This window comes from Nocardioides sp., from assembly GCF_050699375.1.
In the GTDB taxonomy this organism is placed as follows: Bacteria; Actinomycetota; Actinomycetes; order Propionibacteriales; family Nocardioidaceae; genus Nocardioides.
This window is the reverse complement of sequence record NZ_JBOHDN010000126.1, coordinates 15,905-42,565: the sequence shown is the minus strand read 5'-3', so window position 1 is coordinate 42,565 and position 26,661 is coordinate 15,905. Positions and strand designations below refer to the sequence as shown.

The following is a 26,661-nucleotide window of genomic DNA, read 5'->3' as shown; positions in this document are numbered from 1 at the left end:
CGGGATCACCGTCGACGCCGCCAAGCTCGCCGCCGTGGCCGCCGGCAACGCCGGGCTCGCCACCGCCCTGACCCCGCTGCTCGGCTACGCGCGGTCCGCCGAGATCGCCAAGGCTGCGCTGAGCGGTTCGGGCGACGTACGCGATCTGGCGCTTGCCGCCGGTGGTCTCGACCCGGCGGTGCTCGACGAGCTGCTGCGTCCCGAGACGCTCGCGAACCTCGACGCGAATGTGGCGAACGGCGCAACCGGGGCGAAACGAGAGTGACTTCGGGCAGGATGGCTCGCATGGCCGAGCCGTCCTTCACCCTGACCCAGCTGCGCTACTTCGCCGCGGCTGCGGAGCTGGGCAGCATGACGGCCGCGTCACGGCAGCTCGTGGTCTCGCAGTCGGCCGTCTCGACGGCCGTGGCTCAGCTCGAGAAGGAACTGGGCGTCCAGCTGCTGCTGCGCCACCACGCGCGCGGGCTGACCCTGACGGCGGCGGGCGAGGAGTTCTTCCGCGAGTTGCGCAGCTACCTCGTGCACACGAGCGAGCTGGTCGAGGTGGCGCGGTCCGCCGGTCAGGCGCTCGTCGGCGACCTCGCCATCGGCTGCTTCACCACCCTGGGCCCGTTCGAGCTGCCGCGGCTGCTGGCCGCCTGCGAGCAGGACCACCCCGGCATCCACGTCTCCGTCGTCGAGGACGAGCACGCCGCGCTCAAGCATGCGCTGCGCTCGGGCAGCTGCGAGCTGGCGCTGATGTACGGCTACGACCTCGACGACGACATCGACCACGTCCGGGTCGGCCTGGCGGCGCCGTACGTTCTCATCGGCAAGGGCCACCGGCTGGCGCGCCGCAAGAAGGTCGCGCTCGCTGAGCTCGAGGAGGAGCCGATGGTGCTCCTGGACCTGCCGCACAGCGGTCAGTACTTCGAGCGGCTCGTCGAGTCGGCCGGCGTCCGCCCGCAGATCCGCCACCGCAGCGCCGGCTTCGAGACCGTGCGGGCGATGGTCGCCAACGGCCAGGGATGGTCGGTCCTCAACCAGCGCCCGGCCAGCGACACGACGTACGACGGTGCCCAGATCGTCACCCTCGAGATCACCGACGAGGTCGAGCCCCTCGAGGTCGTGCTGGCCTCGATGAAGGGCGTGCGTCTGACCGCACGGGCCCAGGCGTTCGTCCGCTCCTCGGGTCGCGCAGCACGACGGCGGGAAGGCCGCTGAGGCGACCTTCCCGCCGGGGGATTGCTGATGGCTGGGGCGCTGTGCCTCAGGCGTGCGAGGCGAGCGCCATCTCGCTCGGCGCGAGCTTGCGACCGCGCGCGAGCAGGTAGTAGACGGGCGCCGTGACGACCAGGCCCAGGATCCAGCTCAGGTCGGCGCCGTCGAGTCTCTCCGCGACCGGTCCGGTGTAGAGCGGCGTCGCCATGAACGGTATCTGGACGAGGATGCCGATCACGTAGGCGAGGATCGCCTGGCCGTTGAACCGGCCGTAGATGCCGCCGTCGGCCGCGAAGATCGAGTCGAGGTCGTAGTTGCCGCGGTGGATCAGGTAGAAGTCGATCAGGTTGATCGCGGTCCACGGGACCAACACGACGAGCAGCGCGAGCACGATGTCGACGAAGTACGAGATGAAGTTGCCGGAGACGCCGATGGCGAAGTACGTCGAGGCGGCCATCACGACCAGGGACAGCACCACGCGGCTGCGGGCGGTCGGGATCCAGCTGGCGACGAACGTCTGCGCGCAGGTGATGATCGAGAGCACCGTGCCGTAGAGGTTGAGCGCGTTGTGGCTGATCACCGAGAGCAGGAACAGGACGAGCAGCGGCGTACCGAATGCACCGGTGGTGTCGCGGACCCCAGTCATGACCTCGATGCCCGGCTTCATGGCCAGCGCGACGATCGCGCCGAAGGCGAAGGGCAGGATCGAGCCGAGGGTGCAGCCGAGGTAGGTGGCGGTGAAGGTCGCCCGGACGCCGACGCCGGCCGGCAGGTAGCGCGAGTAGTCCGAGACGTACGGCGCGAAGGCGATCTGCCACAGCGCGCCGAGCGACACGGTCGCGAGGAAGCCGGCGGTGCTGTAGCTGCCCTGGGTCCAGAAGCCCGCGGGTAGACCGGAGACGAAGATCGCGACGGTGCCGAGCACGATCGCGATGCCGAGGACCCAGGTGGCGACCTTGTTGAGCGAGTGGATCACCTTGTAGCCGATCACCGCGATCAGGCCAGAGCCCAGCGCGCCGAGCACGATGCCCGCCTCGACCGGGACCGGGGCGGCGATGCCGTGCAGCGACTGGCCGGCGAGCACGATGTTCGAGGCGAAGAACGCCAGGTACATGACAGCCGCGATCACCACGACGATCAGTGCGCCGAACGAGCCGAACTGGCCGCGGCTCTGGATCATCTGCGGAATGCCCATCTGCGGGCCCTGGGCCGAGTGCAGTGCCATGAAGACCCCGCCCACGAGGTGACCGACCACGATGGCGGCAACGCACCAGAACAGATCTAGGCCGAAGACGGTGACTCCGGCGGCACCGGTGACGACGGGCAGGGGCGCGATGTTCGTCCCGAACCACAGGGTGAAGAGGTCACGGACCTTGCCGTGACGGTCTTCCGGTGGAACGTAGCCGATGGTGTGCTTCTCGACGACAGGCTGGTCTGGCATGGTTCATTCTCCAAAGGTGTGAGGCGCGCCACCATGGTCGTGATGGCCCTAGTCCTCTGGCAAACGAATCCTTTTGGCGCAATGCATCAGCAGAACCGATGACCGGCGGCTTGGGGTGGGAGACCGAGCGCTGGTCGCGGCGTCGGATACCCGCCGGAAGTCGCCGGCACCGCGTCCTAGTTTCGAGGCATGAATAATCACGTCGACATCGATCCGGCCATCCTCTACTTCGGCACGCCAGTTGTCTTGCTCTCCACTCTCAACGAGGACGGCACCACCAACCTGATGCCGATGTCGTCGGTGTTCTGGCTGGGTCGTACGGCTGTCCTCGGGATCGGTGCATCGTCCCAGACGGCACAGAACCTGAGGGATCGGCCGGAGATCGTCATCAACCTTCCCAGCGTCGACCTGGTCACCCAGGTCGACGGGCTCGCCCTGACCACGGGCAACGCGGCGATGTCATCCGGCAAGGCCAAGCGGGGCTACGTATTCGTGGCGGACAAGTACGCCCGCGCCAAGCTGACGCCGTATGGGTCCGACACCGTGCTTCCGACCTCGGTCGCGGAGTGCCCGGTGCACATGGAGGGGATGGTGTCATCGCTCCATGACCTCGGCGAGCCGAAGCTGCTTGCCGTGGAGGTCGGCGTGACAGCAGTACGGGTGGCACCTGCTTTGCGCCTCGCCGGCCACCTCAACCGGATCGATCCCGATCGATGGCGGCCGCTGGTGATGAGCTTCCAACACTTCTACGGCCTCGGAGATCGGGTCCATCCGTCTCGCCTGGCGAGCATCGACGAGGAGCTCTACCGGTGATGGCGCGAACGCGGGAGTCCCGAGGTCACCCGGTGACCTCGGGACTCCCGCGTCGATACACCTCCGACCGGGATTGTGGGGCGGGCATACATAGACGTGTGGTGTGCGTCACATCTAGCGTCTGAGTCTGCTCGCCGGGACGAGCCGCGCGGGCCAGACTTCGATGTGGAGGATCGCGCATGCGTCTCGGGTTCCGAAGTTCTCGATGGTTCCGGAACAGTCGAATCGGTGCCGCCGTCGCGGTGGCCGGCCTGGTGATGGGCGGGGCAGCCGTGGCGGTAGCGCCATCGGACGCCGCCACCACGGCCGCGGGCACGTGGACGGCTCGGACGGTGGGTGGGATGACGACAGAGCTGTACGTCCCCAGCACCGAGCCGACGCTCGGCACCGGGCGTGCGCTCATGGTCAATCTGCACGGGTGCGTCCAGAAGTCGACCAACCTGCGCGACGGCGGGAACTGGGCGGCGACCGCTGATGATCGGGGCATGGTCGTGGCGGTGCCCGCGGCACCGAACGGCGGCGTGCTGCTCGGCTGCTGGGACTATTACGACGGCAACCACTCCCGGACCTCGCCGGCCCGGCACGACGACAACCTTCTCCAGCTGGTCAGCGACCTGCTCGCCGATCCTGCGCTCGACATCGACCCCACCCAGGTCTACCTCTCGGGACTCTCGTCGGGTGGCGGCGAGACGATGGTGATGGGCTGCCTCGCGCCCGACGTGTTCGCGGGGATCGGCATCAACGCGGGCCCGTCGGTGGGTACGACCGCGGGCCAGATCGGGTCCGTGGCCGTGACGCGGGCGCAGGCGACGGAGACGTGCGAGACCTTCGCCGGCTCCGCCTCGTCGGGGTTCGGAACCCAGGTCACCTCGGTGATCTACGGCTCGAACGACACCACGGTCGCGCCCGGCTACAACACCCTGAACGCCCAGGTCATGGCAGGGATCTACGGCGCATCGGCACAGTCGGGCTTCTCCCTCTCCGGCCTCCCCGGCAACAACACCGCCGGCTCGGGGACGCTGTGGTCGGACGGCGCCGGGCCACGCGTGTCGCTGATCCAGAACACCGGGATGGGGCACAACTGGCCGGCCGGTGGTGGGCCCGGCGGCGCATACATCACCACGAACTCGATCAGCTACCCGGCGTACGTCACCGACTTCTTCTTCGACAACAACCGCCGAGTGGACCGCGGCACCGAGCCGACCGACCCGCCTACGGACCCGCCGACCGAGGAGCCGACCGACCCGCCGACCGAGCCCGGCCTGTTCTGCGGGTCGGCGACCAACGCCGAGCACGAGGCGGCAGGACGCGCCCACGCGTTCGGCACCGACCCGTACAACCCGTTCTACGCGAACGTCTCCGAGGACTACATGGGCCAGGGTGACGCCACCAGGACGACGCTGCAGGAGTCGGCGTCCGGACGCTTTGACGTGGTCACCACCTGCTGATCTCGCAGATATCTCGGGTGTGTCTCATGCCGTTTGACCTGCGATTATGGTCACGGTTCGGTGACGCATCAACCGAACGGCGGCAAGAGTGTGGTTGGGTGGAGGCGGTTTTCGAACGTAGCGCGAATGGTCGTGGAGGTGTGTTGAGGACGTGTGGGACTTCATCGCGGAACGACACCAGCAGATCCTTTATGACGGATTCCAACACGTCTACCTGGTGGTGCTGGCGGTCGCCGCGGCCACGGTCCTCGCGATCCTTCTGGCGATGCTCGTCACCAAGATCCCGCGGCTGAGCGGCACCGCCAACATGGTCAGTGCGATCGGCCTGACCATCCCAGGCTTCGCTCTGGTCGGGCTGCTGATGCCGGCCACGGGCATCGGTAGCACCACCGCCTTCATCTGCGTCTGCTTCTACGCCGTGCTGCCGATCCTGCGCAATGCGGTGGTCGGCCTCAAGGGGGTCGAGCCGGCTCTGCTCGAGTCCGCGCGCGGGATGGGCATGGGGGAGGCCGCGGTCATGGCCCGCGTACGCCTCCCGCTCGCCTGGCCGGTGATCCTGGCCGGCATCCGGGTCTCGCTGCAGATGTCGATGGGCATCGCGGCGATCGCGGCGTACGTCCTCGGCCCTGGTCTGGGGAGCTACATATTCAGCGGGCTGGCCCAGATCGGCGGCAAGAACGCCATCAACTATGCCTTGGTCGGAACGCTGGGCGTCGTCCTGCTGGCGCTGCTCCTCGACCTGCTGCTCGTGCTCGTCGGGCGCGTGACAATCTCGAAGGGAATCCGAGTCTGATGACCACCACACCCGCCCATGGGGCCAGCGACGTCAGCGGCATCTCGATCGAGCTCGACGAGGTGGTGAAGCGCTATCCCGGGCAGAAGGTGGCCGCCGTCGACTCGCTGAGCCTGACCGTGCCCGCCGGTGAGATGGTCATCTTCGTCGGGCCCTCCGGCTGCGGCAAGACCACCTCGCTGAAGATGATCAACCGGCTGATCAAGCCCACCTCGGGCATCATCAGGCTCGACGGCGAGGACATCTCGGGGCGCAGCTCCGACGAGCTGCGCCGGCACATCGGCTACGTCATCCAGGGTGGATCGCTCTTCCCACACATGACGGTCGCGACCAACATCGCGATCGTGCCGAGGCTGCTCGGCTGGAACAAGGCGCGGATCGCCGAGCGCGTCGACGAGCTGCTCGACCTGGTCGGCCTCGAGCCCGACCGCTATCGCGGGCGCTACCCGCGCGAGCTCTCCGGCGGCCAGCAGCAGCGGGTCGGCGTGGCCCGCGGTCTCGCCGCAGATCCGCCGGTGATCCTGATGGACGAGCCGTTCGGCGCCGTCGACCCGATCACCCGGCAGCGGCTCCAGGACGAGCTGCTCGGCATCCAACGCGAGCTGCACAAGACGATCGTGATGGTCACCCACGACATCGACGAGGCGATCAAGCTCGGCGACCGGGTGCTGATCCTTCAAGAGGGTGGACACATCGCCCAGTACGACACCCCCGAGAAGATCCTCGCCGCGCCCGCCAACGACTTCGTCGACGACTTCGTCGGCTCCGGGTCGGCGCTCAAGCAGCTCACCCTCTCGCGTGTCTCCGATATCGACCTGCGCGCTTGGGGCACCGCTACGGTCGGCGAGCCCAGCCGTGAGGCGATCGCGCGGGCGGAGGCCGCCGGCGACAACAGCCTGGTGATCCTCGATGCCCGGCGCCGACCGGTGGCCTGGCGGTTCCTGCGCGAGGTCGCCCGTCGCGACACGATCTTGGACGGCGACCGGGAGAAGCTGGTGACGCTCGACGAGCGCGCGACCCTCAACGACGCACTGGACGTGATGCTGGCCTCCAGCCATGGCGGCGCCATCGTCAACGACAGCCGAGACCAGTATCTCGGGGTCGCCGACTTCGAGAGCGTCACCGACCACATGCGTACGGTCGAGAAGGCGGTCGCCCAGGAAGTGGCCGCAGAGGAAGCCGCCGCAGTGGAAGCCGCCGCCGATACCGCGCAGGCCGGGTCATGACCACGCTGGACCCGACCGTCGTCGACACCGGGACGACCGTACGGCGCTCCAGGTTCCAGCTGCCGGGCGGCGAGAGCGCCGCCATGCTGCTGGTGCTGCCGATCGTGGTCGTCGTGCTCTTCATCGGCTTCGTGATCTGGCGCCAGACCGCGGACCTCGACTCGATCGAGGAGTCCACGCTGGCCTGGGGTGCGATCTGGGAGCAGCTCCGCGATCACATCGTGATCACCCTGGTCTCCTCGGTGATCGTGGTCGCTGTCGCGGTGCCGCTGGGAATCCTGCTGACCCGCGGCAGGGCCCGGGCGATCGCCCCGGCGGTCGTGGCAGTGGCCAACGCCGGCCAGGCGGCACCCTCGATCGGGCTGATCGTGCTGCTGGCCATCTGGCTGGGCTTCGGCTTCTGGACCGCGGTGCTCGGGCTGGTGGTCTACGGGCTGCTGCCGGTGCTGCGCAACACCATCACCGGCCTGCAGGGCGTGGATCCGACGCTGGTCGAGGCCGGCCGGGGCATCGGGATGTCGGGGCCGGAGGTCCTGCTCCGTGTCGAGCTCCCGCTCGCGCTGCCGGTGATCATGGCCGGCATCCGCACCGCGCTCGTGCTCGTCGTCGGCACCGCCGCGCTGGTGACCTTCATCGGCGCCGGTGGCCTCGGTGGCGCGCTGACCTCGGGGATCACGCTCTTCCGGTTCCCGGTCATGGTCGCCGCGGCGCTGCTGATCGCACTGCTGGCGCTGCTGATCGAGTGGGTCGGCCGCGTGCTCGAGATCGTCCTCCGACCGAAGGGGATCTGATGAGAACCAAGCGACTCACCCTGGCGATCACCACCGCCGTCGTCGCGATCGCGCTGTCCGGGTGCAGCATCGGACTCGGCACCGCGGGCGGCTTCTCGAGGAGCGGCACGCTGGCCGGACCGGTTGACGGGATCGACCTCGATGGCGCCAGCCTCTCGGTCGGTTCGAAGAACTTCACCGAGCAGATCCTGCTCGGCAAGATGACGGTGATCCTGCTCAAGTCGGCCGGTGCCGACGTCCAGGACCTCACCAACATCCCCGGCAGCGCGGCCGCCCGTGAGGCGCAGCTGGCCGGACAGGTGGAGCTCGGCTGGGAGTACACCGGCACCGCCTGGCTGACCTACCTCAACAACGCCAAGCCGATCCCGGACGAGCGCAAGCAGTACATCGCGACCCGCGACGCCGATCTGCGCGAGAACAACCTGGTCTGGCTGCCGCCGACGCCGATGAACGACACCTACACGATGGCGATCAGCGCCGAGAGCGCGAAGAAGTACAAGATCACCAAGCTCTCGGAGATGAGCAAGGTGCCGCCCGCCGAGCGCACCTTCTGCGTCGAGTCGGAGTTCACCAACCGCCCCGACGGGCTCAAGGGCATGCTCGAGGCCTACGATCTGCCGCTGGACAGCCCGAAGGGGATCCCGAGGGAGAACCTGCGTACGTTGCAGACCGGCGCGATCTACGACGCGACCGCCAAGGGGGACTGCACGTTCGGCGAGGTCTTCACCACCGACGGTCGGATCGAGGCGCTGGATCTGACGGCGCTCGAGGACGACCGCAGCTTCTTCCCGAAGTACAACGCCTCGCTGGTCGTACGTCAGCAGGTCCTCGAGGAGCACCCCGAGATCGAGAAGCTGTTCGCGCCGGTGTCGGAGAAGCTGACCAATGAGGTGATCGCCGGGCTCAACGCCGAGGTCGATGTCGACGGACGCGAACCGTCCGAGGTGGCCTGGGAGTGGCTGTGCGACGAGGGGCTCGTCCGCTGACTCAGCCCGCCCTCAGCCACGCCTTCAGCCCTGAGCGGCGGCCTTGATCTCCTCGAACTGAGCACCCATCCGGGCAGCGAGGGCCTCGGCGGCACGCAGCGGACGGACCATCACCTTGAAGTCGACGATCTTGCCCTCTTCGTCGCAGGTGAGGAAGTCGCAGCCGTTGAGCTCGAGGCCGTCGACCTTGGCGGTGAACTCGTAGGCGTGGTGGACGCCGTCGTGGATCTCGCGGACGTAGGTGAAGTCCTCGAACACCTTCACCACGGCGCGCAGGATCGCGGCGGTGATCGCGCGGCCCGGGTAGGGCTTGAACGCGACCGGGCTGGTGAACACGACGTCGTCGGCGAGCATCGCCTCCACGGCGTCCATGTCCTTGGCCTCGATCGCCTCGCGGAAGGTGGTCATCTGAGCTCCTCGTGGGTCTGTGGTCGCGGTCGGTTCGGTCCTGTGGACCGATGTCGCGGCCGGCTTGCGCTCCTAGCGTCGTGACCATGATGCCGACAGCCGCCACGGGCCTGGTGAAAACCCCTGACATTCGACTGCGAACCGCTTGGATCCCTCTCCTGATCGGGGCGGCGCTGCTGCCGTTCGCGCAGCTGCAGACAACCGTGCCGCTGGCGGCCTGGATGGCGCCGGTCCTCCTGCTCCGGTTCGCCCGGACCGCCCGGACGAGGGTGTGCCTGCCGGTGCTGATCCTGGCCACCTGCGTGGCCCAGACCGTCGCGCTACGGGGGATCTTCGAGTGGCCCGAGGTGTTGATCGTGGGCCTCACCGGGGCCTTCAGCGTGGTCCCATATCTCATCGACCGGCTGGTCGCGCGCCGGCTCAGTGGGGTGCCGGCGACGCTGATCTTCCCGGCCGCGGCCGTGGTGACAGAGTGGCTGATCAGCCTCACCGGCCTGGGCACGCTCGGCTCGATGGCCAACTCCCTCGTCGTCGGTGCAGGTCTGCGCCAGCTCGTGTCGGTGACCGGAGTCTGGGGCGTGACCTTTGTGGTCTGCTGGGTCGCGGCATCGGCGAACGAGGTCTGGTCGGGCCGGATGAACCGCGTTGAGGCCCGGCGCGTCCTCGCCCCGGCGATGGTCCTCGTCCTGGTCGTGCTCGCCGCCGGCCAGGCCCGGATCGCGTTCGACCGACCCGCCCCGGAGACCGTGCGGGTCGCCGGATTGGCCGCGGACCGCGCGCTCACCGATGCGATGGACGCCCCGAGTCTCGCGGACCTCGCCGCCGGGAGCCCGCAGGTACGCCGTTCGGCCCGAGCCGAGTTCACGCCGGCGGCCGACGAGCTGCTGGAGCGTACGGCTCGGGTGGCGCGGGACGGCGCGAAGATCGTCTCGTGGGCCGAGGCCGCGGTGTTCGTGCTGGCCGAAGACTCGGCGGTTCTGGTCGACCGGGCTCGTGACCTCGCCCGTGCCGAAGCGATCTACCTACAGCTCGGCACGGTGGCTGTCCGGCGGACGCAGACCCACCCGTACGCCGAGAACCACGCGATCATGATCGGACCCGACGGCAGGGTGATCTGGGACTACCTGAAGACCGTGCATCCCTTCGGTGACAACCAGGTCTACGAGCCCGGCCCGGGCACGGTGCCGACGGTGTCTACGCCGTACGGGGTCTTGTCGACCGTGATCTGCTACGACGCCGACTTTCCCGCGCTGGTGCGGCAGGCAGGGCGGGCTGGGGCCGACATCCTCCTGGTGCCGGCCAACGACTGGCAGCCGATCGACGCGATGCTCGCCCAGGCCTCGATCTATCGCGCGGTCGAGAACGGGGTCAGCATGGTGAGGCCGACTGGCGGCGGGCACTCGGTCATCGTGAACCATCTGGGAGAGACGCTGGCCTTCGGCGACTACTACGCCGCCGACCGCGTGACCGTGCTGGCCGACGTCCCCATCCGCGGGAGAGACACGCCCTACCCGTTCCTTGGTGAGGCGCTGGTGCTGTTGTCCGCCGTCGTGCTGGCTATGCTGACGCTGCTTTCCCTCGTTCGCCGACGGCCGGCGTCACCCGCGGAACAGGAGTGACACACATGGCCACGCCGACCCTGGATCGTCGCACCTCGCGCCTGCTCGATCTGTCCAGCTACGGTGCGCTCGCCGTGATGGGTTCCCTCGGGATCATCGGGCTGCCCGACAACGGCCGAAGGCTGGTCGCGGTGGTGCTGTGTCTTGTGGTCGGCGCGATGACCGCGCTCGGACCGAGGGTGGCAAGGGCCACCGCAGGCAGGGTCGCGATGTTCTCGACCCAGACGGCGATGGTCACCGGTCTGGTGCTCCTCGGATCCGAGGACTACGCGTCGTTCGTGTTCCTCTTCTTCGTCCTCAGCGTTCACGTGCCGCTGGTCTTCGGCGATCGCGCCTCGGTCGTGTGGATCGGGCTGTTCTGGATGATCTCCAGCGTCGCCTCGATCACGGCAGACGCCGATAACGCCTGGTTCGCGGTCGTCTTCAATCTCGGCGTCTTTCCGCTGTGTGGGCTGTTCGGCTACACACTGCGACGGATGGCGCAGGCTCGCAGCGACGGCGAGGACGCACTGGCCAGGCTGCGCGAGGCCCAGGACCAGCTGCAGCGCCTCGCCGTCACTCAGGAACGCAACCGGCTTTCCCGGGACCTCCATGACAGCGTCAAGCAGCGGGTGTTCGCGATGATCATGCAGCTCGGTACGGCTCAGGTGCTGCTGGACCGGGAGCCGGGCCGCGCTCGGGAGGCGATCGATCACGCGGAGCGCCTGGCTCGTCAGGCCGGGTCGGAGCTGAACCTGGTCATCCAAGAGCTGAGGCCGGTCGAGCTCGAGGATCGAGGTCTTCCGGACACGCTGCGCGGCTATGCCCGGGACTGGTCCGGCCAGAGCGGCATCCGAACCGAGGTCGCCATCAGCGGTGACATGCCCGAGATGCCCGAAGCCGAGTACGCATTCCTGCGGATCGCCCAGGAGGCGATGGCCAACGTCGCCCGCCACAGCCGGGCCGCCTCGGTGCGCCTCGAGCTGTTGGCAGAGGGTCGCGCTATCGCACTGTCGATCACCGACGACGGCATCGGGTTCGAGCCGCACCATTCGGCAGGCGGCGTCGGCCTCGCCTCGATGCGCGAACGGGCCGAAGCGTTGGGCGGCGAGCTGATCCTGGAGAGCGCTCCCGGACGGGGAGCCTCGGTCACCGTACGGATGGGAGCTCCAAGATGACGCAGATCTCGGTCATCCTCGTCGACGATCATCAGATCGTCAGACAAGGCGTACGGGCCTTCCTCTCGACCCAGGCCGATCTGCTCGTCGTCGGCGATGTCGGCACCGGCGAGGAGGGCGTCGCGCTGGCCGCCGAGCTCGCCCCCGACGTCGTGCTGCTCGATCTGATCATGGACGGGATGGACGGGGTCGACGCGACCAGACTGATCAAGGAGGCGAGTCCTTGCAGCCAGGTGGTGATCCTCACCTCCTACGACGACGACGCGAACATCTTCCCGGCGCTGCGTGCGGGGGCGCTGTCCTACGTGTTGAAGGACATCGGATCCGACGCACTGGCCGATGCGATCCGCAGCGCCGCCCGCGGGGATGCAGTGCTGCACCCGCGCGTCGCGGGACGGGTGATCGATGAGCTGCGGGGTGGACGCGACCGATCGAGCCAGGCGATCAGCAGCCTGACCGACCGTGAGCTCGAGGTGGTGCGGCTGATCGCCGCCGGGCTGACCAACAGCCAGCTCGCGGAACGGCTCGTGCTGAGCGAGAAGACGGTCAAGGGCCATGTAAGCAATGTGCTCAACAAGCTGCAGCTCAACGATCGCACTCAGCTGGCCGTGCTCGCATGGCGCGAGGGCATCGTCCGCCGCTGAGCTGTCTCGACCGTCTGCCCCGAGGCGCGGCCGGCTCAGCGCGGCATGCTCGGAAGTCTCCGGCCCGGGCTGTTGAGGGCTTGGCCGATGGCGATCCCGACCGCGGCGGGTGCGAGCACGAGCCCGGCCACGAAGGGCGCCAGGTTTGCCAGGTCGCTCCACAGGACATCGAAGTCGAGGCCCTCCTCCGACCAGATACGGATCGGGAATGCGAGACCGATCACGATGGCGACCAGCGCCCAGCGGATGAACACGGGAGGAAGGACCGTCGAGTGGTAGCCGTCCCACAGGCCCCAGAGCGCCGAGACGACGAGCAGGAGCGCGAAGTAGATCAGGCCGGCGCCGATGTTGGCGTCCTCGGTGGGGAAGAGGTTGATCGCGGCGATCGTGTAGAGGACGGTGCCACCGAGCATGGCCACCAGACGTACGAATAGCTTCATGTCTCCAGCGTCCCCGATCCGGCCCGGGATGGCATGAGTGCGAGTACTCAACTGGCCCAGGCTAGGTTTCAGTTGTGAACAGATCAGCGGGTCGAAGTGCTCTGGTGGTCGGTGCGGGGATCGGGGGACTCGCCGCGGCGGCCGCGCTGTTCCGCACGGGGTGGCAGGTCACGGTGCTCGAGCGCGCCCCGGAGCTCGGCGAGGTCGGCGCGGGCATCTCGATCTGGCCGCGGGCCTGGGGCATCCTCGCCGACCTCGGGGTCGCGGAACGCCTCGCCGACGGTGCGCGGCCGGCGCTCCAGGCCGGGCTGCGCCGGCCGGACGGTCGCTGGCTGGCCAAGGCGAGTGCGGGGGCTGCCACGCGGGCCCCGGTCATGGTGCACCGAGCTCAGCTGCACGAGGCCTTGGTCGCGTCGCTCGGCGAGGCGGAGATACGCACCGGCACGACGGCCGAGAAGGTACGCAGCGGCGGCCGTGGAGCGGTCGTCGAGACCACCGACGGCACCCGTCTCGAGGCAGACCTGGTGATCGCCGCCGACGGCATCCGCAGCTCGGTCCGCAAGGCCCTGCATCAGCGGGACGACGTCCGCTACGCCGGCTACACCGCCTATCGTGGCATCACCGCGGAGCCGGTGCCCGGCGAAGGATCGACCTCCGGCGGGGAGACGTGGGGCGCGGGCGTACGGTTCGGCCACCTGCCGCTGGTGGACGGCCGGACCTACTGGTTCGCCACCGCGAACCGGCCGCCGGGGGAGACCAGCGAGGACCATCACGGCGACGTCTCGGCCCTGGTCGGCGACTGGCACGAGCCGATCCCGCAGCTGCTGGCGGCGACGCCCGCGAGCGCCGTCATCCGCGGGGACATCTGCGACCTACGGCTACCGCTGAGGCGGTTCGACCACGGCCGCGTCGTGCTCCTCGGGGATGCCGCGCACGCGACGACGCCCAACCTCGGCCAGGGTGCCTGCGCGGCGATCGAGGACGCCGCCGTCCTGACCGCGCGGCTCGCGGACCAGCTGGACATCGAGAGTGCGCTCGCGGCGTACGACCGGCGCCGGCGTCCGGCGACGTTGGGTCTGGTGGGGGCGTCGCGGCTGGTCGGCGTCCTCGGTCAGATCGACAACGCGGCGGCCGTCGCCGCGCGCGACACCGGGCTCGCAGGCGTGGGGGCGATCGCCGGGCTGCTTGTGGGCAGGTGAGGTGCGGGTGTCACAGCTCTCGGTGCTCTGGTGTCTGAATGAACATGACGGCCGCGTACCTCACCCTGACCCTCATCACCTCGGTCGCCGCGCTCGGCGGGGCGGTGCTCAACCTGACCGCGCACCGGATCCCGGTGACCCAGGCCCGGCGGCTGGGCGTGCCGGTGGGGTGGCTCACCTTCCCGATCGGGACCGCGTACGGCCTCGGCTTCCTCGGGCTGGTGGCAGGGCTGGCCGTCCCGGTCGTGGGGATCCTGGCCGCAGCCGGGTTCGTGGTGTTCTTCGTGCTCGCGATCGGTGCGCACCTGCGGGTGGGAGACCGGGGCCTCGCCGGACCGATCGGTGGGCTCGCGCTGTCGCTGGCCACGCTCGTCGTCACCTGGATGTACGCCGCGGGGCAGGGTTGAGGGACTACTCGGCGACGCCGAACAGCTCATGACAGGCCTCTACGCCGTCGACGTCGATGCCGCTGCGGTCGTTGAGCTCCCATCGCTCCCGGCTGAGGCGGAGGCGGTGGGAGACGAGCACCTCACCCTCGCGTACGTCGCGGGAGATGCCGTCGGGCTCATAGCCGAGCTTGGTGGAGACGCCGACAGAGGCGGCGTTGTCGGGGAACGCCTCGGAGGTGGCATAGGCGGCGCCGAGGTGGTCGAAGACAAGGGTGAGGGCGGCGAGGCGGGCCTCGGTGCCGTAGCCGCGGCGGTGGTGTCGTAGTCCCAGCCAGGAAGCGGTGCTCACCTCGCGCCGGGCACCGAACTCGCTCGCAGAGACCCACACGACGCCGATCGGGGCGTCGTCGGCGAAGACGGTCAGGTCCAGGCTCCAGTCGTCGGGCTCCCAGTCGCTCCGGCTCGACCAGGCGCCCCGCATCACGTGGCGGGCCCGTTCCAGCGGCGGCCGCTCGGCCCAAGGCGTCAGGAACGGTCGCTGCCCGGGCTCGTGCACGCCGTCCGCGGCGACCTGCGCCAGCCGTACGAGCTCGGCGTCGGTGGGTAGGCGCAGCTCCAGTCGTGGGGTCCGGATCACCAGGCCGAACAGCGGCCACACCTCGGTCAGCGTCATCGGCCCATCATCGAGAGGGCGTACGCCGCGGGGCAACTGGATATCGGTCGTGCCCGGTCGGATCAGGGCTCGCGCGCGTCTGCGCGCTCCAGCGCCGACAACGCGGACTCGGCCTCGGGCAGCAGGAGCGTGGTGATCTCGTCGTCGGTGGAGCCGGCGAGGGTGAGCTCCTGGATGCGCCGGAAGATCAGTCGGTCGACAGCGGCGATCAGCGCGGCGCTCGTGCGCGCGGCAGGGGCATCGCTCTTGTCGGCCAGCGCGTCTGCGAGAGCCGCCTCTCGCAGGTCGTGCAGCTCACGCAGTCGCGCGGTGAGGGTCGGGCTCTCGGCGATCATGCCGGCGAAGTCCTTCCCCGAGAAGCCGACGACCGGGTCGTGGTCGGTGAGGGCGGCGCGGAGCGTACGGCCGAAAGCCATGGTGGGGGACTCGCCGTCGGGGCGGTCGGCGACGGCGTCGGCCAGGCCCTGGACGTACGCCTCGTGGTGGTCGAGGGCGAGGTCCTCCTTGCGGGTGAAGTAGTTGGTCACCGTCTTCTTGGCGACACGGGCCGCGACCGCGATCTCAGCGATCGTCGTCGCCTCGAAGCCCTTCTCCATGAAGAGGCGGGTGGCGTGGTCGGAGATCTCTTGGCGGGTCTGGAGCTTCTTGGACTCTCGGAGTCCCATCTCGGTGTCCATGACGGAATCTTACTACAGTCATAAATTTGTACTTGACGCATCTAGGGGCATGGGCTAAAGTTGCCCTCGTCGTAATGTTCGTACGAGAGGATCCACATGCAGATCACTGCCAGCACGATCTCGCTCACGGTCGATGACGTCGTCGCTTCGCAGGCGTTCTTCACCGACCACCTGGGCTATCAGGTCGCCATGGCCGCCGATGGGTTCGCCTCGCTCACCCGGGACGATGCCCTGGACATCGTCCTGCTCGCCCGGGGCACCGAGGTGCTTCCGCCGGAGCAGCGGGATCAGCGAGCATCCGGACTAATCGTCGCGTTCACGGTGACCGGCCTCGCCGCAGAGGAGGAGCGACTCCGCTCCGAAGGTGTCGAGATCACCATGCCGCTGCGCGAGGAGGAGTGGGGCGAGCGCCTGTTCCAGGTCACCGATCCCAACGGGGTCGTCGTGCAGCTCGTCGAGTGGGCGAACGCTGACGCCTGAGACCTCGCCGGCCCGCTCCGACCAAACGATCCGTCTATCGAAGGAGAGTCATCCATGACCAGTCAGCCTCATTCGGGTGGGCAGCCCACGGACAGCACGCCTCGACTTCAAGGAGCACTCTCATGACGAGCACGAACGACAACCTCGACCTCGGCCGGATCACCTGGGGCGCCGCGGTGGTGTCGCCGCCGGTCGACGACCTCGCGCAGCGGCGTTCGGCGGGCGGTCGCCAGCGCCGGGACGCGGGGCGCGTCGGCCGGGGGAGCCAGGTCGTCGGGGGCAGGTCGCCTCGGCGGATGCAGCACCGCGGCTGAGGCCGTTGCCGGATCAGGCGGGGGAGTCCCGCACATAGCCGAGGAGGTCGGCCGCTGCCGAGGTGTAGCGGTCGACCTCCTCGCCGCTGTCGCAGGTGCGGAGCACGATCGTGACCTCGCCGGCACGGGGCCAGATCGCCTCCCAGGTCGCGCCCGCCTCCTCCCAGCGGAGCAGGCGCTCCAGGTCGTACGTCGCCATCGGGTGATTACTCGAGGACCGAGGAGACGGATTCCGCCCAGAGTCCGGCGGCCTCGTCGACAGCTGCCGAATCGACGACGAGGGCGGGGATGAAGCGCACGACCTGACCCCAGGCGCCACAGGTGAGCAGCAGCAGGCCGCGCCTGGCGGCCTCCTGCTGGGCCGCTGTCGCGGTGGCGGCGTCGGGGTCGCCGTCGGAGGTGCGGAACTCGTTGCCGAGCATGAGCCCCAGGCCGCGTACGTCGGTGATCGCCTCGTGCTTGTCGGCGACCTGCTCCAGGGCCGAGCGGAGCTGGGCGCCACGCTCGGCGGCGTTCTTCACCAGGCTCTCCTCCTCGATGACCTCGAGGGTGGCCAGGGCCGCGGCGCAGGCGACGGCGTTGGCGCCGTAGGTGCCGCCCTGCGAGCCGGGCCAGGCCTTCGACATGAGGGCCTCGCTCGCGGCGATCGCCGAGAGCGGGAAGCCGGAGGCCAGGCCCTTGGCGGTCATGATGATGTCGGGGCGAGCGTCGAAGTGGTCGTGACCCCAGAACTCGCCGGTGCGGCCGAACCCGGTCTGGACCTCGTCGATGATGAGCAGGATGCCGTGCTTGTCGGCGCGCTCGCGAAGGCCGGCCAGGAAGGCGGTGTCGGCGGGTACGTAGCCGCCCTCGCCGAGGACCGGCTCGACGAGGAACGCGGCGGTGTCGTCCGGGGCGCTCTGGGTCTGCAGCGTGTAGTCGAGCTGGCGCAGCGCGAACTCCGTCGCCTCCTCCTGCGACCAGCCGAAGTGAGGTGCGTCGGGGAACGGGGAGACCACGACACCGGCCATCAGCGGGCTGAAGCCCGCACGGAACTTGGTGCCCGAGGTGGTCATCGAGGCGGCCGCGACGGTGCGTCCGTGGAATCCGCCGTGAAAGACGACGATGTTGGGCCGGCCGGTCGCCTGGCGGGCCAGCCGGATCGCGGCCTCCGCGGCCTCCGAGCCGGAGTTGGCGAAGAAGAGGCTGTCGAGGCCCTGGGGGAGGACGGTGCCGAGGCGGTCGACGAGGTCGAGGAGGGGTCGGTGCTTCACGGTCGTGTATTGGCCGTGGACCAGTGACGCGATCTGGCGCTGGGCGGCCTCGACCACCTTCGGATGGCTGTGGCCGGTGCTGGTGACACCGATGCCGGCCGTGAAGTCGAGATAGCGGCGGTCGTCCTCGTCGAAGAGGAGGACGCCCTCGCCGCGAGCCGCCACGACCGGGGTTGCCTGCTTGAGGATGGGGGAGAGGTTGGCCACCGTGAGCTCCTGTTGATTGTCGACAATCCGACTAAACACTACAGTAGGCGAGCATCGGGCGGCTGTCATCAGGACGGTCGAATCGCGATCTGGAGGCTGAGGCGACATGAGCGAGGACCGGACGGGGACACGGGCGGGGACACCGACCGAGGCGCGGGTCGTGGACGAGGTGCCGAAGGGGCTCCTCGTCGGAAGCCAGTGGGTGGATGCGAGCGACGGCGGCACCTTCGACGTGCTCGATCCGTCGACCGGCGAGGTGCTCTGTGCCGTCGCCGACGCCACCCCGGAGGACGGCCGGCGGGCGCTCGAGGCCGCGGCGGCGGCCCAGAAGGAGCTCGCAGCGACCCCTCCTAGAGCTCGCGCGGACATGCTGATGGCGGCGTACGAGCTCCTGCACGAGCGGGTCGAGGACCTCGCGCTGCTGATGACGCTCGAGATGGGCAAGCCGCTGGCCGAGGCGAAGGGGGAGATCGCGTACGCCGCGGAGTTCTTCCGCCACTTCGCCGAGGAGGCGGTGCGGATCGACGGCGGTTACCAGACCGCGCCGGCGGGCGGGGCCCGGTTCCTGATCACCAAGCAGCCGGTCGGTCCGGCGCTGCTGATCACCCCCTGGAACTTCCCGATGGCGATGGGCACCCGCAAGATCGGGCCGGCGATCGCCGCCGGCTGCACGAGCATCATCAAGCCGGCCCAGCAGACCCCGCTGTCCATGCTGGCGCTGGGGGAGATCCTGCGCGAGGCGGGCGCTCCTGAGGGGATTGTCAACATTCTGCCGACCAGTCGTCCCGGCGAGCTCACCGAGCCGCTGTTGCGCTCAGGGGTGATCCGCAAGCTCTCCTTCACCGGCTCCACGGCGGTCGGTCGGCTGCTGCTCGCGCAGAGCGCGGAGAAGGTGCTGCGTACGTCGATGGAGCTCGGCGGCAACGCAGGGTTCGTCGTCTTCGAGGACGCCGACGTCGACGAGGCGGTCGCTGGCGCGCTGGCCGCGAAGATGCGCAACACGGGGGAGGCCTGCACGGCCGCGAACCGGATCTTCGTGCAGCGCTCGGTCATCGAGGAGTTCGGTGAGCGGCTCGCCAAGGCGATGGCGGAGCTGCCTGTCGGGCGTGGGGTCGAGGCCGGCGTACGCGTCGGGCCGCTCATCGACGAGGCAGCCAGGGAGAAGGTGCAGACCCTCGTCGACGACGCGGTCGCCGGTGGCGCCCGTGTGCTGACGGGCGGCGTCGCCCCCCAGGGGCCGGGCTTCTTCTACCCGCCGACGGTGCTCACCGGTGTAGCCGCCTCCGCGCGGATGGGCAGCGAGGAGATCTTCGGCCCGGTCGCACCGCTGACACCGTTCGACACCGAGGACGAGGTGGTCGAGGCGGTCAACGACACCGAGTACGGCCTGGTGAACTACGTCTTCACCAACGACCTGCGCCGTGGGTTGCGGGTGGCGGAGGCGCTCGAGTCCGGGATGGTCGGGCTCAACCAGGGCGTGGTCTCCAACCCCGCGGCGCCCTTCGGCGGAGTCAAGGCCTCCGGGCTCGGCCGCGAGGGCGGCCCGACCGGGATCGAGGAGTTCCTCGAGACCAAGTACGTCGGGATCGCGATGTGATCCAGGTGTGACCCAGGAGTGATCCAGGGGCTCGCCCGTTCTAGATGTAGCCCTCGTCGTTGTCCTCGGCGTGGATGAGGCGCCGCAGCGCCTCATCCATGTGCTGCTCGACCCGCTTGACGGTCAGCTTCACGTCGCCGGCCTCGATGGCGTCGACGATCTGGATGTGCTCCTCGACGAGCTCGAGGGGCTGCTGGTAGGTGCCCTCGAGGGCGGTCAGGCACATCCTCGTCTCGACGATAAGGGTCTGATGCATCCTGGCCAGGCGTCGGCTGCCGGAGCACTGCACCAGTACGTCGTGGAAGTGGAAGTCGGCATCGCTCAGTGCTGCCGGGTCGCTCAGCTCGAGGGCCTTGGTCATCGCGTGGCAGGCTTCGCGGAGCTCACGGAGCGCCGCGGGAACGCGCGCTTTGGCGATCATCGTCGCGGCCGCGCTCTCGACTGCGCCGCGGGCCACGTAGACATCGCTGATGTCTGCCTCGTCGAGCTCGATGACGAAGAGCCCACGGTTGGGCTCGCTGCGGAGCAGCCCTTCTTGGACCAGGCGCTGCATCGCCTCGCGCAACGGGCCACGGCTGACACCGAACTGCGCGGACAGCGCGGTCTCGCTCAGCTGTGCCCCGGGTTGCAGGGTGCGCTCCATGATCGCGGTGCGCAGCTGGCGGGCGATGACCGAGGCCGTCGACTCCTTGTGCACGGGTTCGAAGCTCGATGTCGCTGTCAACGTGGTCTCCGATTGGCTTCCGAGAAAAGAGTTTGATTGTTGACAATCATTACATGTGGGCCGAATTGCGACGAGCGGGTCGGGAGCATGTGACGCACCCGACCCGCTCGTACGCGATCAGCGTCAGTGATCAGGCGTGGTCATCCAACTTGGCCAGCTCGGCCTCGGACTCCGGTGTACCCGGGATCTCGGTGCCACGGATCGACTTGCCTGCCGTCTCGACGACGAAGAAGAGCGCGATCAGGCCGACCACGGATCCGGCGATCATGTAGTAGGCCGGCATCAGCACGTCGCCGGTGGCGCCGATCAGTGCGTCGTTGACGTAGAGAGCCGTGCCACCGAAGGCGGCGGTGGAGATGTTGTAGCCGATCGCCATGCCGCCGTAGCGGACCTGCGAGGGGAACATCGCCGGGAACGTCGCCGAGATCGTCGCCAGCTGCGCGACGTAGACGATGCCCAGCACCGTGAACCCGATGACCGCCGGCCAGAATCCCTGACCGATCAGGAGGAACATCGGGATCGACAGCACGATCAGGCCGATGAAGGAGCCACCCCACATCGGCTTGCGACCGATCTTGTCCGAGAGGGATCCGGCGATCGGCAGGAAGACCAGCATCGCGACCTGTCCGAAGATCACCAGCAGGTCGGCGTCGGAGCTGTTGAAGCCCGCTTCCTCCTGCAGGTAGGTCGCCATATAGGCCAGCAGCGTGTAATTGGCGATGTTGAGCGCGGCGACCAGGCCGATCAGGGTGAGGATCGGCTTCCAGAACAGCGAGAAGAGATCCTTGAGCGCGGCCCCGGCGCCGCCCTCGACGGCGTCCTGGGTCTCGAGCTCCTGGAAGACCGGGGTCTCCTCGAGCTTGGTCCGGATGTAGAGGCCGACGAGGCCGATCGGGCCACCGATCAGGAACGGGATACGCCAACCCCACTCGGTCATGGCTTCCTGGCCGATGCTCTTCTCGGTGATGAAGACGACAGCGATGGCGGCGGTGAAGCCGATGATCGTGCCGAACTCGAGGAAGCTGCCGTAGAACCCGCGCTTCTTGTCGGGAGCGCACTCGGCCATGTAGGTCGCGGCGCCGCCGTACTCGCCACCGGTCGAGAAGCCCTGGACGACCCGGAGCAGAACGAGCAGCACGATCGCCCAGACACCGATGGTGTCGTACGTCGGCAGGCAGCCGACCAGGAAGGTGGCGCCCGCCATCAGGATGATCGTCATCGCGAGGACGCGCTGGCGCCCGATGCGGTCGCCGAGGGGGCCCCAGAAGATGCCGCCGAGGGGTCGCAGGATGAACGAGATCGCGAAGGTCAGAGCCGTGCCGGCGAAGCCGAACTCCGGGAAGAAGTTGGCGGTGATCTCGGTCGCGACGTAGGCGAAGGCGCCGTAGTCGAACCACTCGGTCGCATTACCGACAGCGGAGCCGGTTATCGCTCTTCGGAGCTTTGACTTGTCGGGTTGTGCCTCGTCGGAGGGGATGGTGGGGGTTCCTGACATTTCTTCTCACCTGCTCGGTGTGATTGATGGCTGGGGACCGCATTGACCCGCGGTGTCGACATTAAGTTTGTCAACAATTTGCGTCACGTTAGCGCTGACCGTGCGCCCCTGGCTAGGGCGCGCGGGCGACCGCGCGAGAGGTGACCGGAGGTTTACGTAACGCATCGACGCTACCGGAACAGTCTCCCGAGGCCGGGCAGGGGGCGGGAGGCCTCGGCGAGTCGCAGGCCCTCCCAGACGGTGACCTGGTTGGCCGTGAGCACGGGTTTTCCGAGGGTGGTCTCCAGTGCATCGATGCAGTTCAGCGTGTGCATCGCCGTGTCTGGGACAAGCACCGCCTGCGCGTCGGAGACGTCGACGGTCCGGACCATCTCGACCACCGCCTCGGGGCCGAGGCGGCCGACATCGGCTGCGGTGAAGATGCCGCTGGAGCCGAACGAGACCACCTCGATCCCCGCTGCGGCCAAGAAGGCGCTGAAGTGGCCGGCGAGCTCCTCGGGATAGGAGGCAGCGACGGCGACCCTCTCGAGGCCGAGGGCCCGGGCCGCCTCGACGAAGGCGATCGAGGTCGACGAGGCAGGGACGCCGAGGCGATCGGAGATCGCGGCAACCTGTGCCGCGGCTCCGTCCGGTCCGTAGACGAAGCTCCCCGACGTGCAGGCCCACATCACCGAGTCGGGGGAGTGGACCGCGATCGCGTCGGCGCCCTCGGCAAGCCTGGTCGCTGAGCCGGTGTCGAGGAGGGCCTCGACCGTGTGCTCGTCGCGGTCGATCGACGTATGGGCCAACGGCAGCCGGATCGCGCCGCCGAGGGCGGCCTCCAGCGCCGGGAAGTCGTCCTCGGCCGCGTAGCCGGGATAGAGCAGCCCGATGACCGGCGGGCGTGTCATGAGGCGTGCCCCAGCAGATCTCCGGAGGTGGGCGGGGTGCGCCCGACCAGGCGGAGCGCCGCCCACATGGTCGCTTGGTTGGCCGAGATCACGGGCTTGCCGAGCTCGGTCTCGAGCCGGCCGATGATGTCGTACGTCGCCAGGTTGGTGCACGAGACGACGACGGCCTCGGCGGCGTCGGAGTCGGCGGCCCGCACCAGCCCGAGCGTCGTCTCGTACGGAACCTCCCAGATGTGGTGGCTCAGGCCGAGGTCGCCGGTGCTCACGACGGTGATGCCGGCCTCGGCGAGGAAGCTGCCGAAACGGGCGGAGAGCGCGGCGTCGTACGGCGTGGCGACAGCGACCCGGGAGACGCCGTGCGCGGAGAGCGATGCCAGCACCGCACCTGAGGTGGTGACCGCGGGAGCGCCTCCGGCGCGGCGCATGGCCGTGGCGAGCCGTCGTTCGCCGCGGCGCCCGTGCACGAAGCTGCCGGATGTGCAGGCGTAGACGTAGGCGTGGGGCTCGGCGGCCGACAGGTCGCGCACGGCCTGTTCCACCACCGCGGTCTGGCTGATCTCCTCCGCCATCTCGAGCGTGACGGGACGGTCGGTGAAGGGGGTCCGGGTGATGAGCAGGCCGGTATCGGCCGGGGCCCACCGCCACAGCTCGTGGTCGAGCACCATGTCGTGCGGAACGACCACGGCGATGCGTACTAGAGGGGACATCGCACCTCGCTAGGATTGTTGACAATCTGCAATCTACCCTCCTAGCGTAGTCTCGGATTGTTGCTGAGGTGTGACGAGCGCTCAGGAGGACATTTCTTGGAGACATCCCGGCGCCCCGCGATCACGATTCTTTGCCCGCCGGACGGCGGCAGACCTGCCGGGATGGACCTCGTCGAGGCGCATGCCGACCTCACCTACACCGACGCGGCGGGTCTCTCCGAAGCGCTTCGAGGAGCCGACGCGCTCCTGCTGTGGGACTTCTTCTCCGAGGCCGTGCGCGACGCCTGGCCGAGTGCCGGGTCGCTGCGCTGGATCCATGTCGCCGCAGCCGGCGTCGACAAGCTGCTCTTCCCGGAGCTGGTCGCCTCCGACGTCGTCGTCACCAACGCCCGCGGGATCTTCGACCGGGCGATCGCGGAGTTCGTGCTCGGCTCGATCCTGGCCGTGGCGAAGGACCTCCACGGCAGCCATGACCTCCAGCTGGCCAAGAAGTGGTATCGCCGGGAGACGCGGATGGTGCGAGGAGAGACGGCGCTCATCGTCGGCACCGGCTCGATCGGGCGCGAGACGGCTCGGCTGCTGCGTGCGGTCGGGATGGACGTACGTGGCTCCGGCCGCACCGCCCGCAGCGGTGACCCCGACTTCGGCGAGGTCGTGGCGAGCGCCGAAGTGGCCGCGCACGTCGGCTGGGCCGACCATGTCGTCGTGGCGGCGCCGCTGACCCCCGACACCCGGGGTCTGATCAGCGCCGACGTGCTCGCCGCGATGAAGCCGGGGAGCCATCTGGTCAACATCGGGCGTGGGCCGATCGTCGACGAGTCGGCTCTCGTCGACGCGCTCCGCGACGGCCCGGTCGAGACTGCCTCCCTGGATGTCTTCGAGGTCGAACCGCTTCCGGCGCAGAGCCCGTTGTGGACGACGCCGGGGGTCGCGATCTCGGCGCACATGTCCGGCGACTACGACGGCTGGCTCGAGGCGTTGGCACGGCAGTTCGTCGACAACGCGCTGCGCTGGATCGCCGGCGAACCGCCGTTGAACATCGTCGACAAGCAACGTGGCTTCGTCCCCGGAGAGAGGGGAAGTGCGTGACCGAGCCCAAGACCGAGCCCAAGACCGAGCCCAAGACCGTGTCCAAGACAAGCGCCACGACAGACCCCGGCAGCGCGCTCAGTGACCTGACCGCGGCAGAGCTCGTGGCCGGCTACCGCTCCGGCGCGTTCACGCCCGAGGACGCGACGCGGTCGGTGCTGGAGGCGATCGAGGAGCGCGATGCGGCGGTGAACGCGTTCGTACGCGTCGACGCGGACGGCGCGCTGGCCCAGGCTGCCGCGTCCACCGAGAGGTGGCGGGCCGGGCGCCCGCTCGGTGGCGCCGACGGTGTCCCGACGTCGGTCAAGGACATCTTGTGGACCGCGGGATCGCCGACGCTTCGCGGCACCTGGCTCATCGACGAGGCCGGCCCGTGGGTGGAGGACGCGCCCGCGGTGGCGCGGCTGCGTGAGGCCGGCGCCGTGATCACCGGGAAGACCACCACGCCCGAGTTCGCCTGGAAGGGCGTGACCGACTCGCTCCGCTACGGGTCCACCGGCAACCCGTGGGATCCGAGCCTGACCCCGGGTGGTTCCAGCGGGGGCGCCGCCGCCGCGGTCGGCTGCGGCATGGGGCCGTGGGCGGTCGGCACCGACGGCGGCGGCTCGGTCCGGATCCCGGCATCGTTCACGGGCACGGTGACGATCAAGCCGACCTACGGACTGATCCCGCTCTATCCCGCCAGTCCCTTCGGCACGCTCTCGCACGCGGGCCCGATGGCGAGGAGCGTCACCGACGTGGCAGCGCTCCTGGACGTGATCGTGGGCAACGACACCCGGGACTGGTCGGCGATGCCGACACCGCAGACCTCGTTCCTCGACGGGCTCGAGGACGGCGTCGAAGGGCTGCGGATCGGCTTCTCGTCGACGCTCGGCTACGGGAAGAACGACCCGGAGGTCGAGCGGCTGGTCCGCGCGGCGGTCACGGTCCTGGAGGCGGAGGGTGCCCACGTCGAGGAGGTCGAGCCGGGGTTCGCCGATCCGGTCGAGGCGTTCGACGTGCTCTGGTTCTGCGGGGCGGCGAAGGTCCTCGAGTCCTATCCACCGGGTGCGATCGACCGGATCGAACCGCTGCTGCGCGAGGGCATCGAGACCAAGGGCCGCGGCTCCGCCTCCGACTACCTGGACGCCACGGCGGTCCGGATGGACCTCGGCCGGCTGATGGGGCGCTTCCACGAGGCGTACGACCTCCTGGTCACCCCGACCATGCCGATCACCGCTTTCGAACGCGGACTGCAGGCGCCGGAGGGTTGGCCCTCGCAGTGGTGGCCGAGCTGGACGCCCTACACCTACCCGTTCAACATGACCCAGCAGCCCGCCGCCAGCGTGCCCTGCGGCACCACCGAGGCGGGACTGCCCGTCGGCCTCCAGATCGTCGGTGCCCGCCACGACGACGCGAGAGTGCTTCGGGCGGCTCGGGCCTATGAGCGGGCCAGTGGTGCGCAGTACGTCCGACCTGTCGACAATCCACGAGGAGCCCGATGAGCCGATACATCACCGTCAGCCTCGAGCGCCGTGGCGTCTCCTGCCTCGCCCGCCTTCTCGACGAGGACGCGCCACGCACCGCCGGCGCCGTGTGGGACGCACTGCCGCTCAGCGGCCAGGTCTTCCACGGGAAGTACGCCCGCAACGAGATCTACAACCTGGTGCCCGCCTTCGCCGCGAAGGAGCCGGGCAAGGAGAACACCACGATCACCCCGATCCCGGGCGACCTGTGCTACTTCGCGTTCTCCTCCGACGACCTCGGCAACCCGTCCTACGGATACCCGGAGGACCGTGGTCCGGGCGAGCTGACCGAGATCGTCGACCTCGCCCTCTTCTACGGCCGCAACAACCTGCTCATCAACGGTGACCAGGGATGGGTGCCCGGGAACGTCTTCGGCACGATCATCGATGGTCTCGAGGAGATGGCCAAGGCGTGCCAGGACGTCTGGATGAACGGCGCGACCGACGAGACCCTCACCTTCGCCCGCTCCCACGAGGACACTCCGTAGACCAGCCG

The 26,661-nt window shown here is 69.0% G+C and carries 29 protein-coding genes and 1 pseudogene; 19 read left to right on the top strand and 11 right to left on the bottom strand.

The window, feature by feature from the left end; all coding sequences use genetic code 11:
• Both aspA and ACRDPS_RS09300 read left to right on the top strand, forming a co-directional pair.
• Positions 1–265 (top strand): annotated as a pseudogene (gene aspA, locus ACRDPS_RS09305) (aspartate ammonia-lyase); the annotation flags it as partial.
• 20 nt (positions 266–285) lie between these two features.
• Entirely contained in the window at positions 286–1,203 is a 918-nt protein-coding gene (locus tag ACRDPS_RS09300; RefSeq protein ID WP_431501347.1) for a LysR family transcriptional regulator, read from the top strand.
• A 46-nt stretch (positions 1,204–1,249) separates the two neighbouring features.
• Here the strand turns inward: ACRDPS_RS09300 and ACRDPS_RS09295 are convergent, their stop codons facing one another.
• Positions 1,250–2,641 (bottom strand): purine-cytosine permease family protein, encoded by a 1,392-nt coding sequence (locus tag ACRDPS_RS09295; RefSeq protein WP_431501346.1) that lies wholly within the window; start codon positions 2,639–2,641, stop codon positions 1,250–1,252.
• Positions 2,642–2,830: 189 nt separating this feature from the next.
• On the opposite strand from ACRDPS_RS09295, the gene ACRDPS_RS09290 reads away from it, so the two are divergent.
• From ACRDPS_RS09290 to ACRDPS_RS09265, 6 genes are all read left to right on the top strand, one after another.
• The gene (locus ACRDPS_RS09290; protein WP_431501345.1) at positions 2,831–3,454 is read left to right on the top strand and encodes a flavin reductase family protein; all 624 of its coding nucleotides are present in this window, start codon (positions 2,831–2,833) and stop codon (positions 3,452–3,454) included.
• A 341-nt stretch (positions 3,455–3,795) separates the two neighbouring features.
• Positions 3,796–4,902 carry an extracellular catalytic domain type 1 short-chain-length polyhydroxyalkanoate depolymerase gene (locus tag ACRDPS_RS09285; RefSeq protein WP_431501344.1) on the top strand — a complete coding sequence of 369 codons (1,107 nt, stop codon included), beginning with the start codon at positions 3,796–3,798 and terminating at the stop codon, positions 4,900–4,902.
• A 151-nt stretch (positions 4,903–5,053) separates the two neighbouring features.
• Positions 5,054–5,695: an ABC transporter permease gene (locus tag ACRDPS_RS09280; protein WP_431501343.1), complete on the top strand. Its 642-nt coding sequence runs from the start codon at positions 5,054–5,056 to the stop codon at positions 5,693–5,695.
• The gene (locus ACRDPS_RS09275; protein ID WP_431501342.1) at positions 5,695–6,921 is read left to right on the top strand and encodes an ABC transporter ATP-binding protein; all 1,227 of its coding nucleotides are present in this window, start codon (positions 5,695–5,697) and stop codon (positions 6,919–6,921) included. Before ACRDPS_RS09280 ends, ACRDPS_RS09275 begins: the two co-directional genes overlap by 1 nt.
• Positions 6,918–7,712, top strand: a complete 795-nt coding sequence (locus ACRDPS_RS09270; RefSeq protein WP_431501341.1) for an ABC transporter permease — start codon at positions 6,918–6,920, stop codon at positions 7,710–7,712. The genes ACRDPS_RS09275 and ACRDPS_RS09270 overlap by 4 nt, the downstream gene beginning before the upstream one ends.
• Positions 7,712–8,698, top strand: coding sequence for a glycine betaine ABC transporter substrate-binding protein (locus ACRDPS_RS09265; protein WP_431501340.1), 987 nt, complete (start codon positions 7,712–7,714; stop codon positions 8,696–8,698). Before ACRDPS_RS09270 ends, ACRDPS_RS09265 begins: the two co-directional genes overlap by 1 nt.
• A 24-nt stretch (positions 8,699–8,722) precedes the next feature.
• Here the strand turns inward: ACRDPS_RS09265 and ACRDPS_RS09260 are convergent, their stop codons facing one another.
• Entirely contained in the window at positions 8,723–9,106 is a 384-nt protein-coding gene (locus ACRDPS_RS09260; protein WP_431501339.1) for a nuclear transport factor 2 family protein, read from the bottom strand.
• Positions 9,107–9,192: 86 nt separating this feature from the next.
• Here ACRDPS_RS09260 and ACRDPS_RS09255 point away from each other — a divergent pair, with 86 nt between their 5' ends.
• The 3 genes from ACRDPS_RS09255 to ACRDPS_RS09245 are packed head-to-tail and all read left to right on the top strand — an operon-like array spanning position 9,193 to position 12,526.
• The gene (locus ACRDPS_RS09255) at positions 9,193–10,725 is read left to right on the top strand and encodes a nitrilase-related carbon-nitrogen hydrolase (RefSeq protein ID WP_431501338.1); all 1,533 of its coding nucleotides are present in this window, start codon (positions 9,193–9,195) and stop codon (positions 10,723–10,725) included.
• Between the two features lie 5 nt (positions 10,726–10,730).
• Entirely contained in the window at positions 10,731–11,882 is a 1,152-nt protein-coding gene (locus ACRDPS_RS09250; protein WP_431501337.1) for a sensor histidine kinase, read from the top strand.
• Positions 11,879–12,526, top strand: a complete 648-nt coding sequence (locus ACRDPS_RS09245; protein WP_431501336.1) for a response regulator — start codon at positions 11,879–11,881, stop codon at positions 12,524–12,526. Before ACRDPS_RS09250 ends, ACRDPS_RS09245 begins: the two co-directional genes overlap by 4 nt.
• A 35-nt stretch (positions 12,527–12,561) precedes the next feature.
• On the opposite strand, the gene ACRDPS_RS09240 is transcribed toward ACRDPS_RS09245, so the two are convergent.
• Positions 12,562–12,966, bottom strand: a complete 405-nt coding sequence (locus ACRDPS_RS09240) for a hypothetical protein (RefSeq protein ID WP_431501335.1) — start codon at positions 12,964–12,966, stop codon at positions 12,562–12,564.
• 74 nt (positions 12,967–13,040) lie between these two features.
• On the opposite strand from ACRDPS_RS09240, the gene ACRDPS_RS09235 reads away from it, so the two are divergent.
• Both ACRDPS_RS09235 and ACRDPS_RS09230 read left to right on the top strand, forming a co-directional pair.
• A complete protein-coding gene (locus tag ACRDPS_RS09235) occupies positions 13,041–14,165 on the top strand; it encodes an FAD-dependent monooxygenase (RefSeq protein WP_431501334.1) in 1,125 nt (374 codons plus the stop codon).
• Between the two features lie 38 nt (positions 14,166–14,203).
• Entirely contained in the window at positions 14,204–14,572 is a 369-nt protein-coding gene (locus tag ACRDPS_RS09230; RefSeq protein WP_431501333.1) for a DoxX family protein, read from the top strand.
• A gap of 4 nt (positions 14,573–14,576) precedes the next feature.
• Here the strand turns inward: ACRDPS_RS09230 and ACRDPS_RS09225 are convergent, their stop codons facing one another.
• On the bottom strand, positions 14,577–15,227 hold the full coding sequence (locus ACRDPS_RS09225; RefSeq protein ID WP_431501332.1) for a GNAT family N-acetyltransferase: 651 nt from the start codon (positions 15,225–15,227) through the stop codon (positions 14,577–14,579).
• A gap of 62 nt (positions 15,228–15,289) precedes the next feature.
• Complete coding sequence (locus tag ACRDPS_RS09220) at positions 15,290–15,904, bottom strand: TetR/AcrR family transcriptional regulator (protein ID WP_431501331.1); 615 nt, start codon at positions 15,902–15,904, stop codon at positions 15,290–15,292.
• A 96-nt stretch (positions 15,905–16,000) separates the two neighbouring features.
• Here ACRDPS_RS09220 and ACRDPS_RS09215 point away from each other — a divergent pair, with 96 nt between their 5' ends.
• A complete protein-coding gene (locus tag ACRDPS_RS09215) occupies positions 16,001–16,384 on the top strand; it encodes a VOC family protein (RefSeq protein WP_431501330.1) in 384 nt (127 codons plus the stop codon).
• A gap of 122 nt (positions 16,385–16,506) precedes the next feature.
• Positions 16,507–16,698 carry a hypothetical protein gene (locus ACRDPS_RS09210; RefSeq protein ID WP_431501329.1) on the top strand — a complete coding sequence of 64 codons (192 nt, stop codon included), beginning with the start codon at positions 16,507–16,509 and terminating at the stop codon, positions 16,696–16,698.
• A 13-nt stretch (positions 16,699–16,711) separates the two neighbouring features.
• Here ACRDPS_RS09210 and ACRDPS_RS09205 read toward each other — a convergent pair whose 3' ends face one another.
• Positions 16,712–16,897 (bottom strand): hypothetical protein, encoded by a 186-nt coding sequence (locus tag ACRDPS_RS09205; protein ID WP_431501328.1) that lies wholly within the window; start codon positions 16,895–16,897, stop codon positions 16,712–16,714.
• 7 nt (positions 16,898–16,904) lie between these two features.
• Complete coding sequence (locus ACRDPS_RS09200) at positions 16,905–18,158, bottom strand: aspartate aminotransferase family protein (RefSeq protein WP_431501327.1); 1,254 nt, start codon at positions 18,156–18,158, stop codon at positions 16,905–16,907.
• Positions 18,159–18,264: 106 nt separating this feature from the next.
• Here ACRDPS_RS09200 and ACRDPS_RS09195 point away from each other — a divergent pair, with 106 nt between their 5' ends.
• Positions 18,265–19,755: an NAD-dependent succinate-semialdehyde dehydrogenase gene (locus ACRDPS_RS09195; protein WP_431501326.1), complete on the top strand. Its 1,491-nt coding sequence runs from the start codon at positions 18,265–18,267 to the stop codon at positions 19,753–19,755.
• Between the two features lie 40 nt (positions 19,756–19,795).
• On the opposite strand, the gene ACRDPS_RS09190 is transcribed toward ACRDPS_RS09195, so the two are convergent.
• The 4 genes from ACRDPS_RS09190 to ACRDPS_RS09175 all read right to left on the bottom strand — a co-directional run bounded on the left by ACRDPS_RS09190 (position 19,796) and on the right by ACRDPS_RS09175 (position 23,571).
• Entirely contained in the window at positions 19,796–20,479 is a 684-nt protein-coding gene (locus ACRDPS_RS09190; protein ID WP_431501325.1) for a GntR family transcriptional regulator, read from the bottom strand.
• A 130-nt stretch (positions 20,480–20,609) separates the two neighbouring features.
• A complete protein-coding gene (locus tag ACRDPS_RS09185; RefSeq protein WP_431501324.1) occupies positions 20,610–21,974 on the bottom strand; it encodes an MFS transporter in 1,365 nt (454 codons plus the stop codon).
• Between the two features lie 170 nt (positions 21,975–22,144).
• Positions 22,145–22,864 (bottom strand): maleate cis-trans isomerase family protein, encoded by a 720-nt coding sequence (locus ACRDPS_RS09180; protein WP_431501323.1) that lies wholly within the window; start codon positions 22,862–22,864, stop codon positions 22,145–22,147.
• Positions 22,861–23,571 (bottom strand): maleate cis-trans isomerase family protein, encoded by a 711-nt coding sequence (locus ACRDPS_RS09175; RefSeq protein WP_431501322.1) that lies wholly within the window; start codon positions 23,569–23,571, stop codon positions 22,861–22,863. The genes ACRDPS_RS09180 and ACRDPS_RS09175 overlap by 4 nt, the downstream gene beginning before the upstream one ends.
• Before the next feature lie 162 nt (positions 23,572–23,733).
• Between ACRDPS_RS09175 and ACRDPS_RS09170 the strand changes: the two genes are divergently transcribed.
• The 3 genes from ACRDPS_RS09170 to ACRDPS_RS09160 are packed head-to-tail and all read left to right on the top strand — an operon-like array spanning position 23,734 to position 26,653.
• Positions 23,734–24,660, top strand: a complete 927-nt coding sequence (locus ACRDPS_RS09170; RefSeq protein ID WP_431501321.1) for a D-2-hydroxyacid dehydrogenase — start codon at positions 23,734–23,736, stop codon at positions 24,658–24,660.
• On the top strand, positions 24,657–26,144 hold the full coding sequence (locus ACRDPS_RS09165) for an amidase (protein WP_431501320.1): 1,488 nt from the start codon (positions 24,657–24,659) through the stop codon (positions 26,142–26,144). Before ACRDPS_RS09170 ends, ACRDPS_RS09165 begins: the two co-directional genes overlap by 4 nt.
• Positions 26,141–26,653, top strand: coding sequence for a DUF3830 family protein (locus ACRDPS_RS09160; protein WP_431501319.1), 513 nt, complete (start codon positions 26,141–26,143; stop codon positions 26,651–26,653). The genes ACRDPS_RS09165 and ACRDPS_RS09160 overlap by 4 nt, the downstream gene beginning before the upstream one ends.
• The last annotated feature ends 8 nt before the right edge of the window (positions 26,654–26,661 follow it).

Bases quoted from the DNA above. Each gene is read 5' to 3' on its own strand.
- ACRDPS_RS09245 (WP_431501336.1), top strand. From the start codon at position 11,879: ATGACGCAGATCTCGGTCATCCTCGTCGACGATCATCAGATCGTCAGA.
- ACRDPS_RS09185 (WP_431501324.1), bottom strand. From the start codon at position 21,974: ATGTCAGGAACCCCCACCATCCCCTCCGACGAGGCACAACCCGACAAG.
- ACRDPS_RS09270 (WP_431501341.1), top strand. From the start codon at position 6,918: ATGACCACGCTGGACCCGACCGTCGTCGACACCGGGACGACCGTACGG.
- ACRDPS_RS09175 (WP_431501322.1), bottom strand. From the start codon at position 23,571: ATGTCCCCTCTAGTACGCATCGCCGTGGTCGTTCCGCACGACATGGTG.
- ACRDPS_RS09275 (WP_431501342.1), top strand. From the start codon at position 5,695: ATGACCACCACACCCGCCCATGGGGCCAGCGACGTCAGCGGCATCTCG.
- ACRDPS_RS09170 (WP_431501321.1), top strand. From the start codon at position 23,734: ATGGACCTCGTCGAGGCGCATGCCGACCTCACCTACACCGACGCGGCG.
- ACRDPS_RS09215 (WP_431501330.1), top strand. From the start codon at position 16,001: ATGCAGATCACTGCCAGCACGATCTCGCTCACGGTCGATGACGTCGTC.
- ACRDPS_RS09205 (WP_431501328.1), bottom strand. From the start codon at position 16,897: ATGGCGACGTACGACCTGGAGCGCCTGCTCCGCTGGGAGGAGGCGGGC.
- ACRDPS_RS09220 (WP_431501331.1), bottom strand. From the start codon at position 15,904: ATGGACACCGAGATGGGACTCCGAGAGTCCAAGAAGCTCCAGACCCGC.
- ACRDPS_RS09255 (WP_431501338.1), top strand. From the start codon at position 9,193: ATGATGCCGACAGCCGCCACGGGCCTGGTGAAAACCCCTGACATTCGA.
- ACRDPS_RS09265 (WP_431501340.1), top strand. From the start codon at position 7,712: ATGAGAACCAAGCGACTCACCCTGGCGATCACCACCGCCGTCGTCGCG.
- ACRDPS_RS09195 (WP_431501326.1), top strand. From the start codon at position 18,265: ATGAGCGAGGACCGGACGGGGACACGGGCGGGGACACCGACCGAGGCG.
- ACRDPS_RS09225 (WP_431501332.1), bottom strand. From the start codon at position 15,227: ATGACGCTGACCGAGGTGTGGCCGCTGTTCGGCCTGGTGATCCGGACC.
- ACRDPS_RS09285 (WP_431501344.1), top strand. From the start codon at position 3,796: ATGACGACAGAGCTGTACGTCCCCAGCACCGAGCCGACGCTCGGCACC.
- ACRDPS_RS09160 (WP_431501319.1), top strand. From the start codon at position 26,141: ATGAGCCGATACATCACCGTCAGCCTCGAGCGCCGTGGCGTCTCCTGC.
- ACRDPS_RS09260 (WP_431501339.1), bottom strand. From the start codon at position 9,106: ATGACCACCTTCCGCGAGGCGATCGAGGCCAAGGACATGGACGCCGTG.
- ACRDPS_RS09210 (WP_431501329.1), top strand. From the start codon at position 16,507: ATGACGAGCACGAACGACAACCTCGACCTCGGCCGGATCACCTGGGGC.
- ACRDPS_RS09300 (WP_431501347.1), top strand. From the start codon at position 286: ATGGCCGAGCCGTCCTTCACCCTGACCCAGCTGCGCTACTTCGCCGCG.
- ACRDPS_RS09240 (WP_431501335.1), bottom strand. From the start codon at position 12,966: ATGAAGCTATTCGTACGTCTGGTGGCCATGCTCGGTGGCACCGTCCTC.
- ACRDPS_RS09250 (WP_431501337.1), top strand. From the start codon at position 10,731: ATGGCCACGCCGACCCTGGATCGTCGCACCTCGCGCCTGCTCGATCTG.
- ACRDPS_RS09230 (WP_431501333.1), top strand. From the start codon at position 14,204: ATGAACATGACGGCCGCGTACCTCACCCTGACCCTCATCACCTCGGTC.
- ACRDPS_RS09295 (WP_431501346.1), bottom strand. From the start codon at position 2,641: ATGCCAGACCAGCCTGTCGTCGAGAAGCACACCATCGGCTACGTTCCA.
- ACRDPS_RS09290 (WP_431501345.1), top strand. From the start codon at position 2,831: ATGAATAATCACGTCGACATCGATCCGGCCATCCTCTACTTCGGCACG.
- ACRDPS_RS09180 (WP_431501323.1), bottom strand. From the start codon at position 22,864: ATGACACGCCCGCCGGTCATCGGGCTGCTCTATCCCGGCTACGCGGCC.